The sequence below is a fragment of the Mesorhizobium sp. FG116 genome, assembly GCF_057809835.1.
Window position 1 is genome coordinate 46,125 of sequence record NZ_JBMDKS010000014.1, and the last position, 13,454, is coordinate 59,578.

A 13,454-nucleotide genomic window follows, 5' to 3' on the forward strand; every position below is an offset into this window, starting at 1 on the left:
CGGGTTCAGCGTCCGTGCGCACTCAGACAGCCGATTTGAACAAGGTTACGACAATGCAAAATCCACAAGGCCAGGAAGGCCTCACAAACGGCGGAGCAAACGCCGAAGGCGCGCTTCTCTTCTACAGCGAATTCGATGATCCAGGTGAATGGCGTGACGTTCTGAAGTCGGAACTCCCGTCCCTCGATTTTCGCGTTTACCCCGAGGTCGGCAATCCCGAAGACGTGCGCTACGTTCTTGCCTGGAAGCCCTTCCCCGGGTTCTTCGAGCCGTTCCCCAACTTGTCGCTTGTCGTCAACCTCGGTGCAGGAATCGATTCACTGGCAGGCCGGGCGGATCTTCCGGACGTGCCGATTGCGCGACTGTCCGATGATGGGATGATCGCGCTCATGAAAAGCTACGTGCTCTTTTCGGTCATCCGCTACGCTCGCGACATACCGGACTTCGAGCAGGCCAAGCGTCTGAGTGAGTGGCGATACATCCACCCTCGCCCCCTGCATCGGATCAAGGTCGGCGTGCTGGGCCTCGGGCATCTCGGATCAGCAGTAGCGTCCGCGCTGGCCAACCTTGGCTTTTCTGTCCACGGCTGGGACCACGTGGAAAAGACCATAGCGGGCGTGGAATGTCATTTCGGCGGGGCGCGGGACGAATTTCTGTCCCAGGTAGAAATTCTCGTGAATATGCTGCCGCTCACCACGCACACCAAGGGTCTTATCGATGCTTCGGTGTTCAGTGCGCTTCCGAAAGGCGCAAAGTTCATCAACGCTTCGCGAGGACCCGTTGTCGATGAGCCGGCATTGATCGAAGCGCTACGCTCCGGCCAGATTGGCGGCGCGACGCTCGATGTGTTCTGGACCGAGCCGTTGCCGGCCGACCACCCATTCTGGCAAATGGAGAATGTCCTGATCACCCCGCACCTTGCCAGCATCACGGTACCGGAAACGGCCGCTCGCGACGTCGCCGAAAACATACGTCGCGTAAGGAATGGCCACGAACCACTGCATCTGGTCAATCCAAGCCGGGGATACTGATTTCTACCATCAGGACATGGAAAGGGCCGGAAGCTACCGGCCCTTTTTGCTGTCTATAGGTAGGCAGAAACTGCGGCGCTCTAGTTCTGTGCTCCGCACCAATCGTAGATCGACAGCGCCATTACCTTGATCGAAGTGACGTAGTCGTCGATCGAGACATACTCGTCATTGGCATGCATGACCGCCGTAGAGCCGGGGCCAAAGATGACGGTCGGCGTGTTGCCGTAGCTGTTAAGGAACCGGGTGTCGGCCGCGCCCTGCCGGCCGCTGATGGTTGGCTGCTTGCCGGTGATCTCGGTGTAGGCGCGGCTCACGGTGTCCACAATGCCGTGATCGCGCGGTATCTCCGAGGCTTCCGCATCGTAGCCGACAAAGCGCACCACCGGCGGATGATCCTTCATCCATGGGTCCTTGGCGGCGGTTTCGGCGATCTTCTTCACCAGGCTTTGCTTGACGCCTTCGTGGTCCTCGCCGGGAACCGTGCCGATGCTGCCCTTGAGAACAGCACTTGCCGGGAACGCGCTTGGATAGTTGCCGGCCTGGAAGCTGCCGATGATGCATGGCAAGGAGTCCAGCGCGCTCGGGTAAAGCGGATGCTTCACGGTTGCAACGCGATGGTCTTCCAGTTCCTGCACGGCCTTGACGATCTTGTTGCCAAGCTCGATGGCGCTGATGCCAAGGTACCGCTGCTGGATGCCGGCCGGCTTGCCCTGAACGTCGATCTGGAACCAGATGCGGCCGATACAGGCAGGCTGCACGTGCAGGTCACTGGTCTCGCCCGAAATGCCGGCGTCCGCCTTGTAGCCACGAATGACGGTGTCGAGCGTACCGTGACCGGAAACCTCTTCGTCAATCACGACATTGATGAAAACGTCGCCCTTCAGCTTGACGCCCGCCTGCTTGAGATACTCGACAGCGAGAATATGGCTGGCCACGCCGCTCTTCATGTCGCAGGAACCGCGGCCATAGACACGGCCGTTCTCGATCTTGGCCGACCAGGGATTGTCGCTCCAACCTTCGCCATTTCCGACCGGAATGACGTCGGTGTGCCCGTTGAGCAGCAGCGACCGACCGCCGCCAACACCCTTGCTTGTAGCCACGATGTTGGGACGGCCTTCATATCCACGATCGACGGGGCGGTAACCGGGGTGCTTCTTCAGTTCTTCCCAGTCAGTGTCCCACATATCCACGTCCAGCCCGATGCCCTTCATGTAGTCGGCAACGAATGCCTGGATGGCGGCTTCATCTCCGGTGACGCTCGGGATTGAAACCATCTTCTGCAGGAACTGGACGGCCTTGTCCCTGTTCTTGTCGATGGTGTCCAGAATGGCCTGGCGCTGCGTCGTCATCTTCAACTCCAATGTTGCAAATGGTGGAAAGGCCGCGCGGCACAAGCAGCCGCGCGACTGGAAATCAATTCATCTGGTCAGGCAGCCACAACACCAGATCCGGCGCGGCAATCATGATGCCCATAAGCAGAATGTTGATCAGGATGAAGGGAACGGCCGCGCGATATATGTCGCCCATGGTGGTGTTTTTCGGCGCGATGCCTTTCATGACGAACAGGGACAATCCAAAGGGCGGGGTAATCGTCGCCATCTCCAGGTTCACCATCATGATGATGCCGAACCAGATCGGATCCCAACCCATCTGATGCACGATGGGCAGGAAGATCGGGATCGTGACCAACACGATGGACGTCTGCTCGATGAACATTCCGAGGAACATCACAATGAGCTGCATCAGGATAAGCAGCACCAACGGATGCACAGGCAGGTCGCTGGCAAGATTGGTGATCGCGCTGGTCGTACCCGAGAAGCTCAGCAATTGGCTGAACGCTGCCGACCCCGTGAGAATGATCAGGATCATGATCGAAAGCTGGGTTGCCGATCCGACACCTTGGAGGAGAACCTGCCAGTTCAGCTTGCGGTAAAGGATTGCAAGAACGAACGTGAGGAACGTACCGATCGCGGCAGCTTCCGTCGGCGTCGCGGTGCCAAAGAAAATGAGGCCGATGATCATGAACACGATGCATATCGGCGGCACGAGATAGAGAGCGGCGTCACGCAGCCGCTGTCCAAGAGGAACATGCGGAGCCTCGTAGCTCGGTGCTTCGTGAGGCCGCAACGTGGCGCGAATGACCAGGTAGCCGATGCACAGGATTGCAAGCAGGATTCCGGGCACGATGATGCCGATCAGAATCTTGGCCACCGAGAAGCCACCCAGGCTTGCCAGTACGATAGCCAGCGTACTCGGCGGAATGAGGATGGCAAGCCCGCCGCTGGCGAGGATCGGGCCGATCGACATCGATTTGGCGTAGCCGCGCCGCTCCATTTCAGGGGTCAAGGTCGAACCCAGCATGGCGACGGAACCCATTGCCATGCCGGTGAGTGTTCCAAGCAGTGCGCCTGCGCCAATGGCGAGAACCGATAGTCGCCCGGCGACAAAGCCCAGCCACTGGTCGAGCACCTCTATCATTCGCTGGGCGATGCCCGAATGGAACATGATCGCGCCCATCAGGATGAACATCGGAACAGGCACGAGCACGAAGGTCGAAATCGAACTGTCGATGCTCAAAATGAGCTGGTTGAAGCCGGAAACGCCGCCCCAGAGGTAGAACACGCCAGCCAGGTTGACCAACAGGAAGGCAATGGCGACCGGCAAGCCAATGATCATCAGCGTGCCAAGGCCAGCAAAGAAAAGAATAAGGAATTGCCACCAGAGCATGACGATCAGGCCTCCAGTCGAGGTGTGTCGGAAATGACGGCTTCGCCCCTGAGGAAGCGCAGCGCCCGTCTCAGGAATTCAATGCCGAGAAGCAGGCAGCCAAGCGGGATGACCCACAGATTTACGGCCCGCGGGATCTCTATTTCAGCCGCGATCAGAATGCCGCGTTGCAGGGACAGCAGAACCGCCTGCGTCGCAAACCATGTTATTACGAAGCAAACGGCAGCTCCGATCAGCGAGCTGACAAACATCACGATGCGCTGAACATTCGGGCGCAAGTTTCCGATGACTATGTCGACCGAAACGTGGCCGTCGCGTCTAAGGACCCAGGCTGCACCAAGGAAGGTGATGTAGACCATCATGGTGCCGCTGATCTGATCTATGCCGAGAATTCCGTGATTGAAGAAGGCTCTCAAAGCCACCTTCAGCACGGTTGCCAGCATCATCACAACCAGCAAGACGCCAGCCACGACGGCGAAAAAATCGAGGACGAAATCGAATGAGCGTTCAAGCTTGCTCATGGGGAACCTGACTGTTTGGTTGTGAGGCGGACCCGGCATTCGGAAAGTCCGGCTCGATTTGTTGCTCTTGAAAACCTGGGTCTGTTGGCTTCCGAGCTTGGCTACCGCAACGATCAGGCCAAGTTCGACCTGATCGAAAAATTCCTAGCGATACGTTTGGTCAGAATTGTCGCCACGTCATCAGGCTGTTCTGACACGAAAATGCCAGCCGGAGTTTCCGACTGGCATCCGTTCTCACTTGGCGGCAAACAACGCTTTGACTTCAGCGATGCGGTCGGCGCCGAGTACGGACTCGTAGTAGGCCCACAACGCATCGTTGGCGACCTCGGTCCAGCGCTTGGATTCCTCATCGGAAATGTTGAGGATTTCCATTCCGTCCTTGGTCATGATTGCTTCCTGCTCCTTCTGGTTCTTGTCGAACCAGTCGAGAGCGAACTGCTGGGTTTCAGCGATAGCTTTCAGGAGGATTTCCTGAACTTCCGGCGACAGGCTCTCCCACTTGGCGAGGTTCATGGCAACGCTACCGCCGCTGCGATACATCGGCTTGTTGATCATGTACTTGGTGACGGTCTGCCAATTGTAGCGCGTGAAAGCGTCAGCCACCGGCCAGCTGAAACCTTCGACGGTGCCGCGATCCATGGCCAGGAAGATTTCCGACGGCGGCAGCGTAACGGATTCTGCTCCAACGGCCTGTACGAAATGGCGCGTAAGCGGAGCAACGCGCAGCTTCTTACCCTTCAGGTCGTCGATCGATTTGACCGGAAAGTTCGTGGAAATGTAGTGAGCGCCCTCACCCGGATCGCCGGCGGCATGACCGAGGTAGCGCACGCCCTTGGCCGCATAGATCTTGGTCATGTAGTCGTAAAGCGCAGAGCCGGGTCCGCCATCCGGGACCGTCAGCGGCGAGAGTTCGGTGATATCGCCACCCGGCACAACACCGGCCCAATAGTTGGGAGCGCCGTACCAGACATCGAAAACGCCGTTGACAAGAGCTTCCGGCTGATCGAACGGCGGCAGCACATCGTCAGCGCCGATGTAGGTGATGGAAACCTTGCCTTCGCCGAGGCGATTGACGTTTTCCATGAAGTTCTTGCCGACCTCGGCCGTTGGCGAAAAGCCCGGAGCCCAGGCGCCAACCATCTTGAGCGTAACGGCATCTTCGGCGCGAGCGGATACGCTGCCCAGCAGGGCCAAACCCAGGGCAAGCGTGGCACAGCCACGTGCAAAGGTTTTCATTGCAAACATCAATCTCTCTCCCATGGGCGCGGCGGCGGCCGCGCTGGTTACAATTGCCTAGCCTTTCACAAGGGGATCCTCTATCCGGCAGCTTGATTTAATGCGAGGCGATCACATTTGTCTACAATTTTTTTTCTATTGCATACAAACAACGGCTCGACTAGTTTGCCTTGCATTGACGGCCCTTGCCGCAGTTTCATATTGATGGCGAATACCCGTCGGATCTTCGCTTTCAAACAGAGGAACCGATGAGACCAGCATCATTCGAGTACCATCGAGCCACATCGCTCGATCACGCACTTGAGCTCCTTCATCAATTTGGAGACGACGGTCGCCCGATCGCGGGCGGGCAAAGTCTGGTGCCAATGATGAACTTTCGGCTGGCGCGGCCTGGCCACCTGGTCGACATCAACAGGTTGCCGCTCAACAAGATCGAGATCGATGGCCCGGTCCTGCGCATCGGCGCACTGACAAGGCACATCGCCTATTTCGACAACCCGCTGATCGCGAAGTATTTTCCAGCTTTTCTCGACGCCGTGCATTACATCGGCCATCCAACGATCCGCCGCAATGGTTCGATCGGGGGCAGCATCTCCCACGCCGACCCGACGGCCGAACTGCCCGCTGTCGCAGTCTTGCATGATGCCGATATCGTCGTTCGCTCGCTGGAGGCGACACGCAAGATCAAGGCGACGGAGTTCTTCCTCAGCGCCTATGTCACCGCGCTCGAGCCAGGTGAGATGGTCGTAGCCATCGAGTTTCCCCTGCCGCCCGATGCCTATACCGGCAGCTTTGTGGAACTGAGCGAACGCAGTGGGGATTTCGGCATGGCCTCTGTTGGCATCACGCTGGAGTTCGGCAACGGCGATATCACCAAGGCCGCGATGGTCTGCTCGGGCGCGGATCTGTTTCCGATTCGCGCGCCTGAGATCGAAGACTATCTCGTCGGTAAGCCACTGGCGTCACCAGGTGCCGCGGAAGCTGGAGCCAGCTTCGCCGCATCTATTGATTCGGTCGATGACCACATCGCATCGGCGGACTATCGCCGCAGCCTGATTGCCGAACTGTCGCGACGCGCCATCGAAATTGCCTGCACGCGAGCGCTGGAAAGATCATGATCGAGATCACACTTGAAGTTAACGGCGTGAAAAAGACGCTGAGCGTCGAGCCAAGGCGCTTGCTCGCTGACGTCCTGCGCCACGAATTCGGGATGTCGGGTGTCCATATCGGTTGCGCCCACGGCGCATGCGGCTGTTGCACAGTGCATCTTGATGGAACGCCACGCCTCTCCTGCCTTACATTTGCGGTCCAATGCGACAATTCATCGATCCGGACGGTGGAAAGCCTTGGCGGAACAACGGCCGATCATCCGTTGCAGAAGGCGTTCAGGAGCGAGCATGGGCTGCAATGCGGCTACTGCACCCCGGGCTTTCTCATGACGCTGGTACCTTTCGTCGATGAAATGGTCATCCAGAAACGAATCCCCGACGATGAGGAAATCCGGGAGGCCATGAGCGGCAATATTTGCCGTTGCACAGGATACCACGGCATCGTTTCGGCGGTTCGCAAGGCGGTGACCGACAGCCTGAACTCAGGAGCGGCATGAGATGAACGCGGAACGCCCAAAATTCATCGGAGCCCGTGTCCAACGCTTCGAAGATGTCAGGTTGCTATCCGGCACCGCGCACTACATTGCCGACATCGATCTCCCTAACATGCTGCATCTTACGTTCGTGCGGGCTGAAACCGCGCATGCGACTATCCTCGACATCGACAGTTCCGCCCTCGCCGATCTCGGTTTCCCGACATGGGTTTTCACCGGCAAGGACACAGCAGGCCTCTCGATGAAGGCACATCAGGACTACCCGGAAATGCAGTATTCCGAGCAGCCGCTTCTGGCCGAGGGAAAAGTGCGCTTTGTCGGAGAACCGGTGGCAGTGGTTCTGGCCGAGGATGCCTACAAGGCCGAGGACGCGGCCGAGCATCTGCTTGTCGACTACGATCTCCTGCCCGTCGTCGGCAATATGGAACAGGCACGCGATCCTTCGATACCGCCGCTGTTCGATGGCTGGACCAGCAATGTGATCGTGCAGCGCGGAATGAAGGGCGGGGATATCGAAGCCGCAAAAGCGGCGGCGGCCCATGTCTTCAAGCGCACATACAAGACCCAGCGCCAGGCAGGCGTCCCCATGGAAGGGCGCGGCGTCGTCGCCTACTACAACCCTGCCGACCGCGTGCTGACGGTGTGGTCGTCCACCCAGATGCCGCACCTGGTGCGCACATATATCTCAGAAGAACTTGGGCTGCCGGAGTCGCGCATTCGCGTGGTGGCCCCGGACGTCGGCGGTGGCTTCGGCGTAAAGGGGCAAGTCTTTGGCGACGAGATCCTGATCGGCTGGCTGGCCATGAAGACAGGCCGGCCCGTGAAGTGGATCGAAGACAGACGCGAGCATCTGATTGCGTCCATTCACGCACGCGACCATGAGCACACATTGGAAGCCTACGTGTCCGCCGATGGCCGGCTGCTCGGCCTGAAGGCTGACATCACTGTCGATAACGGCGCTTATTCAACCTATCCTTTCACCTCTGCGGGTGAGCCGGGAATGGTCGGCAAAGTGCTGCCGGGACCCTATGATTTCCGGGCCTACGAGGCGACTTTCCGTGCGGTTGCGACCAATAAGTGCCCGATTGGAACATATCGTGGCGTTGCGCGCCCATCTGCGGTTTTTTCGCAGGAGCGGCTGATGGACGACATTGCGAAAGAGCTGGGACTGGATCCGTTCGAGTTTCGACTCAAGAACATAATCCGCCAGTTTCCATACAAGAACGTGCTCGGCTTCACCTACGACGAAGGCTCCTACGCCCAAGCTTTGGAAGAAATGCAGGTGCTTCTGGCCGAGGAGTTCAAGGCGGCTGAGGCCTCGCACACGTCATCGACCAAACGCATCGGCGTTGGAATCGCCTGCTTCATCGAGCAAACCGCGCATGGCACACCGGACTTCACCCGCCGCCGCGTACCGATCGAAACCGGATACATCGCAGCTCGCGTCGACATGGCGCCTGACGGCGAAGTGACGATCGACCTTGGCTTGCAGAACCACGGCCAGGGGCTCGAAACCACGATGGCGCAAGTCGCGGCCGACGCCTTGGGTATCCGGCCGGAGAATGTCTACGTGCGCCACGGCGACACCATGACGACACCCTACTCCGTCGGCACCTGGGGAAGTCGCGGCGGTCCGCTGGGCGGCGGCGCGGTGCATGTGGCCTCGACCAAGATTGCTGACAAGTTGCGCGCAATCGCAGCCCATCTGCTGCAAACGAAACCGGACCAGATCGAATTGGTCGATGGGCGCGCGGTACAACGCGACAACCCCGGCAGCTATGTCGAGATCAAAAAACTGGCTCGCATTGCGCAACGCAATGTCGAGCAGTTGCCGGAAGGCATGAGCACCGGGCTCGAGGCGCATGCCAGCGTCGATGGCGCGCCGGACGGATGCTACTCCAATGCCGTGCACGCAGCCGTGGTCGAGATCGATGTTCCGACTGGCAAGATCAAGCTGCGCCGTTTCGTCGTGGTCGAGGATTGCGGCACTATTCTCAACCCGCTTGTCGTCGATGGACAGGTACGTGGCGGCGTCGTTCAGGGCATCGGCTCAGCCATGCTGGAACACTTCATCTACGACGCCGAGTGCCAGCCTTTGACGACGAGCTTCGCAGACTATCTGATGCCGCTCGCACCGGAGATACCCAATATCGAGGTGCACCATATCGAAACCCCGACGCCGTTGACGCCGCTTGGCGCCAAGGGCCTTGGCGAAGGCGGCGCGATCGGGCCGGCCGCCGCAATCGCAAATGCCGTCTCGAACGCGCTTGGCGTTGCGGTGACATCGACGCCGTTGAACATGAATTCAGTTTGGAAGCTATCGCAGCATCTGCGCGAGACGGCATAGTCCGTTTCCTCAAACAAAAAGGCCGGCGAAGGTTTCCCCTCGCCGGCCTTTTCTATTTTGGCTGCTTGTTCAGGCAGTAGCGTTGAAGTTCTCGATCAGTCGATCCCAGATAGGCACCATATCCATCAACCCATCCCAGAAAGCGGGACTACGCCCCCGGACGAAATCCTCCAGCGTTACACCTTGCTGTTCGACCCAGGTGTAGTAGCCGAGGTTGAAAATGCGCTCGCGTTCCACGCGCGTGAGTTCCAGGAGCGTGTCCGTACCGGCACCCGCCAGATGTTCGCCGAATACCTCTGCCGCCGACAATGCATCAAAGGCACCGCCAAACGACGCGTCGAGCACCTTCGACAATTGCGATTCATACATCGCGGCACCATCGGTAGCGACCGTCAGGATCGCGTCGTCCGGCCCTAGATCGAGGTATTTGGCCAGCTTGATCGCAGCAACGATATTGGCAATCGACGACAAGCCCAGATGCGAAAACGCCTCGATCATCTCAGGCTTAACCTTCTTGCGTCCCTGCAGATAGTCGCGCCCGGCCGGAAGGTTGAACAACAGGTTCAGGCTGTCGGGCGACCTTTCCGAAACGCCGATGACATAGTCGGTGTTGAACACGTTGTGGATGAGCGGCACGTGCTTGTCGCCGATCCCTTGGATGTTGTGTTCGCCAAAACCGTTGTTCAGCAAGGTCGGGCATTCGGTAGCTTCCACCACCGCGATCTGGCAGCCCAGCGCCTGTTTCAGATGATCGCCGGCGGCAAGCGTGCTCGATGAACCCGACGCAGCCACGAAAGCGCGTGCCTTCAGCTTGCCGCCTACCTGTACCGCCCCGAACACGCGCTCAAGTGCCGGCCCAGTCACTGCACGATGGATGATGTAGTTGCCGAACTCGCTGAACTGATTGAGGATGACGTTGCGCTTGTCCTTCGCGAGTTCATGGCAAGCGTCGTAGATTTCCTTAAGATTGCTTTCACTACCCGGCGTGCGCACGATGTCGCGCGCATCCGCCATCCATTTCTCGAGCCAGCGAAATCGTTCCGGGCTCATGCCTTCCGGCAGAACGGCAACGCTGCGCGCTCCAAGTATGGTCGAAATGGCAACGCCGCCGCGGCAGTAATTGCCGGTCGATGGCCATACCGCGCGTTGGCTTTCGAGGTCGAATTGCCCGGTAACCAAACGCGGCACGAGGCAACCATAAGCCGCCAGAACCTTGTGTGCGGCAATCATCGGGAACCTGTCACCAAGGGCCATGACGATCTTGGCCTTCACTCCTGTCAACTCCTCCGGAAGAACCAGATGCATCGGAATGTCGGCCTGCCGACGCCGGTCCGGCCCGTTGTGCCAATGGACGCGGAACAGGTTGAGCGGGTGCGCTTCGTCGGGATCAACCGTTTCCAGCGCCTTCTTCGTAGAAGCATCGATCGTTTCCGGGCGCGCCAGTTCCGCAATCTTCGGCAGGCGGATGCCGGCCTCCCGAAAGCGGGTCGTAGCGCGCCGATGAACTTCCGCGTCGACGACCTCGGTGGCAAACAAGTTGCCCATTGGTTCCTCCTCTCAGGCAGGTACGGTATGGGATGCAGCCGCCAGCGGCTTGTTGTTCAACAAGGCTTCGTAAAGTTCGGGATCGGTCGCACCCTCGGTACCGATCAAAAGGACCCGCGCGGAGGCATCCAGTCCGAGCTTCTGCCGTATCGACTGATCGTTGGCGGCAGCTATCAAGCCGGCAACGCCGGCGACGCCTGACTCACCGATGCGCAGTGCCTTGTCTCCGCCAACCGGGCGCGCAAGCCGCTGCAACGCATCCACCGCATAACCATCCTCCAGATCGAGATAGAAGTCCGCGCTCTTTTCGAGAATGTCCCAGGCCGTCAGGGACGGCTCATAGCATTCAAGCATGGCCATGACAGTCGCATCACCGGCCTCGATCGATGTGCGGCGATCCGCTTCGGCGCTCACTTGCAGGCAATTGGCTTTCGCCGGCTCCACCACGGTAAGCTTGGGCCGTGCGGCACCTTCGCGATCAAGGAAATGGCCAGCAACAGCCGCGGCCAGGCCGCCTACACCGCCCTGGACGAAGATGTGCGTGTAGGCGTGTTTCGCTTGAGCTGAAATCTCGTCCAGCATCAGTGAATATCCCTGCATGACCATGCCGGGGATTTCCGTGTAACCTTCCCACGCGAAATCCGAGACAGTTGTCCAGCCTTCGCGATCGGCCGTTTCACTGGCCTCCGCGACGGACTGGTCGTAGTTGCCGGCAGTCCGCCTGATCTCCGCCCCGAAACTGGCGATTGCCTTTTCGCGGCCTTCGGAAACACCGCTGTGCAGGAAGATCACGCAGTTGCAGCCGAACATCTGAGCGCCGGCGGCGACCGAACGGCCATGATTACCGTCGGTGGCGCAGCAAACGGTTAGTTGCGCCGCGACCTTCTTTACCTCGTCAGTCAGAAGCTCCGCCGGTTCGACCGACCTGTTCAACACCTTGGCGGCGTGGTCTCGCACCAGGCGGGCGACAGCGTAGGCTCCGCCCAGCGCCTTGAAACTGTAGAGGCCGTATCGCTGCCCCTCATCCTTGATGTCGATACCGGCAATGCCGAGGCTTGCCGCAAGGCCAGGCAGGCTTTCGAGCGGGGTTTCAGCATAGATCGGGAAGGCCGGCAGAAACTCCCGCACGATTGCGGCGGCGCCCGTTCCCACGATCATGGCTTCTTCCCGGCTGAGCGGGGCATTGCGCTTCGAAGAGCGGTTTTCGACAAGCTTCATTTCCAGTTCCTCACATCCTCATGCACGCTCCGTCTCGCGACGGATCTTCGGACAATAGTTTCCCCTGCCCGCACCGATGGGCACGGACTTCCAGACCTCCAGCCAGACTGGCTAGTTGGCTATTCTGCGATCTCGCTTTCCAGAGCCAGAAACACGTCGGCCGCCCTGCCTGCAACAAGATCGACATGCTGTCGCATCAGGTTGTGGGCGGTGTCCTCGTCTCCGGCTTTTATTGCATCTGCAATGCGGTTATGCTCGACGACCGACCTTGCCATGCTCCTAGGCTGCGTCGTTATATGACGGCGATAGGCATTGAGGCGGTTGCGCAGCTTGCGGCTTTCCTCCTGCAGGAACTCATTTCGCGAACCCCGGAAGATCGTCTCGTGAAACTGGTTATTGGCGGCATAGAACCCGTCATGGTCCTCCTTGTTCGCTAACGCATCGCATTCCTTGTTCCACTTGCGCATTTCGGCAATCTCGGTCGTGGTCATGCGTCGCGCCGAGAGCCGCGCCGACAGGCCCTCATACTCGGCCATCACCTGAAACATCTCGATCAGTTCAGCCGTCGTCAGCCGCTTCACCGTAGCGCCCTGATTTTTCCGGATTTCAATCAGTCCGCTCGATGCAAGATGACGGAGCGCCTCGCGCACAGGCGTGCGGGAAACGTCGAAGCGGCGTGCCAGCGATTGCTCGTCAAGCCTGTCGCCGGGCTTGAGGATGCTGTTCAGGATGTCGTCCTCAAGCAGCCTGACCAGACCGTCGGTCGAAAGCCTGACCTCTTTCTCGCCGTTAATGACTTCGCTCAATGCCGCCTCCTCGATCTGTCGTGTTCCGATGCTAGATGCATCCTAGCCAGATTTGATGCAAGCGCCGTTCATATAGTCGTAGAAGACTACTGCTTTACAGTTATCACCAGACACATGCTCTGGTCCTTGCCTTCATTGATCGTGTAGTGCGGATCACCAGGTTCAAACAGTACAGCCTCGCCCTTCACCAGGGTAAAACGCTCCTTGCCCGTATCGAAGGTCATCTGGCCTTCGACGACGTAAAAGACCTGCGACCAGTCGTCATGATGGTGAAGCTCGCCACCGCCACCTACGGGCGCTTTCGACGCCTGTACGCAGAAGTTGCTTCCCTGGAAGGGCACGATATCGAGCACGCTCAAGCCGCCGAAATGATTGGGCGGCGTAACGCCGGTGGCATTGCCATTCTTCCATATATTCATA

At 59.0% G+C, this 13,454-nt stretch carries 12 protein-coding genes; 4 read left to right on the forward strand and 8 right to left on the reverse strand.

What is annotated here, in order from left to right; genetic code table 11:
• Positions 1–53: 53 nt before the first annotated feature.
• Entirely contained in the window at positions 54–1,031 is a 978-nt protein-coding gene (locus tag ACODTY_RS12865; protein WP_488994645.1) for a 2-hydroxyacid dehydrogenase, read from the forward strand.
• A gap of 80 nt (positions 1,032–1,111) precedes the next feature.
• On the opposite strand, the gene ACODTY_RS12870 is transcribed toward ACODTY_RS12865, so the two are convergent.
• The 4 genes from ACODTY_RS12870 to dctP all read right to left on the reverse strand — a co-directional run bounded on the left by ACODTY_RS12870 (position 1,112) and on the right by dctP (position 5,524).
• Positions 1,112–2,380 (reverse strand): ArgE/DapE family deacylase, encoded by a 1,269-nt coding sequence (locus tag ACODTY_RS12870; protein WP_488994646.1) that lies wholly within the window; start codon positions 2,378–2,380, stop codon positions 1,112–1,114.
• Positions 2,381–2,444: 64 nt separating this feature from the next.
• The gene (locus ACODTY_RS12875) at positions 2,445–3,758 is read right to left on the reverse strand and encodes a TRAP transporter large permease (protein WP_488994647.1); all 1,314 of its coding nucleotides are present in this window, start codon (positions 3,756–3,758) and stop codon (positions 2,445–2,447) included.
• Between the two features lie 5 nt (positions 3,759–3,763).
• Positions 3,764–4,279 carry a TRAP transporter small permease gene (locus ACODTY_RS12880; RefSeq protein ID WP_488994648.1) on the reverse strand — a complete coding sequence of 172 codons (516 nt, stop codon included), beginning with the start codon at positions 4,277–4,279 and terminating at the stop codon, positions 3,764–3,766.
• A 234-nt stretch (positions 4,280–4,513) separates the two neighbouring features.
• Positions 4,514–5,524 (reverse strand): TRAP transporter substrate-binding protein DctP, encoded by a 1,011-nt coding sequence (gene dctP, locus ACODTY_RS12885; RefSeq protein ID WP_488994649.1) that lies wholly within the window; start codon positions 5,522–5,524, stop codon positions 4,514–4,516.
• Positions 5,525–5,763: 239 nt separating this feature from the next.
• On the opposite strand from dctP, the gene ACODTY_RS12890 reads away from it, so the two are divergent.
• From ACODTY_RS12890 to ACODTY_RS12900, 3 genes are read left to right on the forward strand one after another with little or no spacing between them, the layout of a single operon-like run.
• On the forward strand, positions 5,764–6,633 hold the full coding sequence (locus ACODTY_RS12890; RefSeq protein ID WP_488994650.1) for an FAD binding domain-containing protein: 870 nt from the start codon (positions 5,764–5,766) through the stop codon (positions 6,631–6,633).
• Complete coding sequence (locus ACODTY_RS12895) at positions 6,630–7,121, forward strand: (2Fe-2S)-binding protein (protein ID WP_488994651.1); 492 nt, start codon at positions 6,630–6,632, stop codon at positions 7,119–7,121. Before ACODTY_RS12890 ends, ACODTY_RS12895 begins: the two co-directional genes overlap by 4 nt.
• 1 nt (position 7,122) lies before the next feature.
• Positions 7,123–9,465 carry a xanthine dehydrogenase family protein molybdopterin-binding subunit gene (locus ACODTY_RS12900; protein ID WP_488994652.1) on the forward strand — a complete coding sequence of 781 codons (2,343 nt, stop codon included), beginning with the start codon at positions 7,123–7,125 and terminating at the stop codon, positions 9,463–9,465.
• 69 nt (positions 9,466–9,534) lie between these two features.
• On the opposite strand, the gene ACODTY_RS12905 is transcribed toward ACODTY_RS12900, so the two are convergent.
• From ACODTY_RS12905 to ACODTY_RS12920, 4 genes are all read right to left on the reverse strand, one after another.
• Positions 9,535–11,010 (reverse strand): pyridoxal-phosphate dependent enzyme, encoded by a 1,476-nt coding sequence (locus tag ACODTY_RS12905; protein ID WP_488994653.1) that lies wholly within the window; start codon positions 11,008–11,010, stop codon positions 9,535–9,537.
• A 12-nt stretch (positions 11,011–11,022) separates the two neighbouring features.
• Positions 11,023–12,228, reverse strand: a complete 1,206-nt coding sequence (locus ACODTY_RS12910; RefSeq protein ID WP_488994654.1) for a diaminopropionate ammonia-lyase — start codon at positions 12,226–12,228, stop codon at positions 11,023–11,025.
• 119 nt (positions 12,229–12,347) lie between these two features.
• The gene (locus ACODTY_RS12915) at positions 12,348–13,034 is read right to left on the reverse strand and encodes a GntR family transcriptional regulator (protein WP_488994655.1); all 687 of its coding nucleotides are present in this window, start codon (positions 13,032–13,034) and stop codon (positions 12,348–12,350) included.
• Positions 13,035–13,120: 86 nt separating this feature from the next.
• Entirely contained in the window at positions 13,121–13,453 is a 333-nt protein-coding gene (locus ACODTY_RS12920) for a cupin domain-containing protein (RefSeq protein ID WP_488994656.1), read from the reverse strand.
• Position 13,454 lies beyond the last annotated feature (1 nt).

What these genes read in the sequence shown, in the direction of transcription:
- ACODTY_RS12865 (WP_488994645.1), top strand. Translation starts at nt 54, where the DNA reads ATGCAAAATCCACAAGGCCAGGAAGGCCTCACAAACGGCGGAGCAAAC.
- ACODTY_RS12870 (WP_488994646.1), bottom strand. Translation starts at nt 2,380, where the DNA reads ATGACGACGCAGCGCCAGGCCATTCTGGACACCATCGACAAGAACAGG.
- ACODTY_RS12875 (WP_488994647.1), bottom strand. Translation starts at nt 3,758, where the DNA reads ATGCTCTGGTGGCAATTCCTTATTCTTTTCTTTGCTGGCCTTGGCACG.
- ACODTY_RS12880 (WP_488994648.1), bottom strand. Translation starts at nt 4,279, where the DNA reads ATGAGCAAGCTTGAACGCTCATTCGATTTCGTCCTCGATTTTTTCGCC.
- dctP (WP_488994649.1), bottom strand. Translation starts at nt 5,524, where the DNA reads ATGTTTGCAATGAAAACCTTTGCACGTGGCTGTGCCACGCTTGCCCTG.
- ACODTY_RS12890 (WP_488994650.1), top strand. Translation starts at nt 5,764, where the DNA reads ATGAGACCAGCATCATTCGAGTACCATCGAGCCACATCGCTCGATCAC.
- ACODTY_RS12895 (WP_488994651.1), top strand. Translation starts at nt 6,630, where the DNA reads ATGATCGAGATCACACTTGAAGTTAACGGCGTGAAAAAGACGCTGAGC.
- ACODTY_RS12900 (WP_488994652.1), top strand. Translation starts at nt 7,123, where the DNA reads ATGAACGCGGAACGCCCAAAATTCATCGGAGCCCGTGTCCAACGCTTC.
- ACODTY_RS12905 (WP_488994653.1), bottom strand. Translation starts at nt 11,010, where the DNA reads ATGGGCAACTTGTTTGCCACCGAGGTCGTCGACGCGGAAGTTCATCGG.
- ACODTY_RS12910 (WP_488994654.1), bottom strand. Translation starts at nt 12,228, where the DNA reads ATGAAGCTTGTCGAAAACCGCTCTTCGAAGCGCAATGCCCCGCTCAGC.
- ACODTY_RS12920 (WP_488994656.1), bottom strand. Translation starts at nt 13,453, where the DNA reads ATGAATATATGGAAGAATGGCAATGCCACCGGCGTTACGCCGCCCAAT.